The organism is Streptomyces murinus, from assembly GCF_002154555.1.
GTDB lineage: Bacteria > Actinomycetota > Actinomycetes > Streptomycetales > Streptomycetaceae > Streptomyces > Streptomyces murinus.
In genome coordinates this window covers 1-1,044 of sequence record NZ_MUNF01000361.1, presented here as the reverse complement: position 1 = coordinate 1,044, position 1,044 = coordinate 1, and the positions used below count along the sequence as shown (strand labels likewise).

Here is a 1,044-nt window from a genome sequence, read left to right as displayed (position 1 = left end):
CCGCGTAACGCCGGGTGCGGAGCGCGGCCTTGCCGGCTCCCTCGCGTAAGTTCCCCGCTCCCTCGCATGAGTTCCTGGCTCCCCCGCGTGGGACGGATCTCGTACGACCGCTGCTCAGCGGAACGTCGACGGCGGTGACTCCAGGTCCTCCAGCTCGATCCCGGGTGCGGCCAGGACCACGTCGCCGGCGAGGTGGACGGTGTGCTGTTCGCCCGTGTCCAGGGCGCTGACCTGGTATTCCTCCACGGTCAGGGGGCCGTTGTCAGTGGCGTGTGCTTCGCTGTTCACCAGTGCCCAGGACTGGTCCACGGTGCGGGGGGCGAGGACCGGGTCCGTGAGGGCGACGAGTCGTACACGGGTCGCGGAGGAGGGGGTGAGGCGCAGGAGACGAGCGGTGGCGACGAGGAACGCGGGGGACGTGCCGGTGAAGGCGTGGGCGCGCACATTGCCTTCGGTGGCATGGGTTCCGGTGGGGTCCGTGCGGACCCAGGTGACGCCGTCGAGGGCGGCACCGCGTACCTGCCAGCCGCCCGCGTGGAGTTCGAGGCGGATGGGACGGCCGAGGTCGTCCAGGGCGAGATCGACCGAACCGCGCTGGTCGCCGGCGGGGGTCGTCAGCCGGGAGACATAGCGCCAGCCGGACGGGCCGGGGGCGCACTGGAAGTGCTCTTCACCGAGGGGGGTGTGATCGTGCGGATCGTGGAGCGAATAGCGGCCGCGGGGCATGGGGGTCCTGGGTCGTGACGGGCTCGGGTCGCCGCGGTACGTCGGTCCGGGGTGGGTGACGCGCCGGACGGGTGCGTGAGGGCCGGACCGGACCGGCCTGCAAAGGGGCAGGCCCCCGGCACGGGGGTGCGGGGGCCTGCCTCTGCGGACCTGGCCGAGACGCGGTGACGCGGCTCGGGGTCGGTCAGTAGCGGTAGTGGTCCGGCTTGTACGGACCCTCGACCTCGACACCGATGTACGCCGCCTGCTCCGGGCGCAGCGTCGTCAGCTTCACACCGAGGGAGTCCAGGTGGAGACGGGCGACCTTCTCGTCCAGGT

Annotated in this window: 2 protein-coding genes; both read right to left on the bottom strand. The window is 72.1% G+C overall.

What is annotated here, in order from left to right:
- Positions 1-114 precede the first annotated feature (114 nt).
- Positions 115-726, bottom strand: coding sequence for a hypothetical protein (locus CCN72_RS21785; protein ID WP_086808975.1), 612 nt, complete (start codon positions 724-726; stop codon positions 115-117).
- Positions 727-910: 184 nt separating this feature from the next.
- On the bottom strand, positions 911-1,044 hold a 134-nt coding region (locus CCN72_RS21780; RefSeq protein ID WP_143664163.1), incomplete at its 5' end, for an adenosylhomocysteinase.

Bases quoted from the DNA above. Each gene is read 5' to 3' on its own strand.
- CCN72_RS21785 (WP_086808975.1), bottom strand. From the start codon at position 726: ATGCCCCGCGGCCGCTATTCGCTCCACGATCCGCACGATCACACCCCC.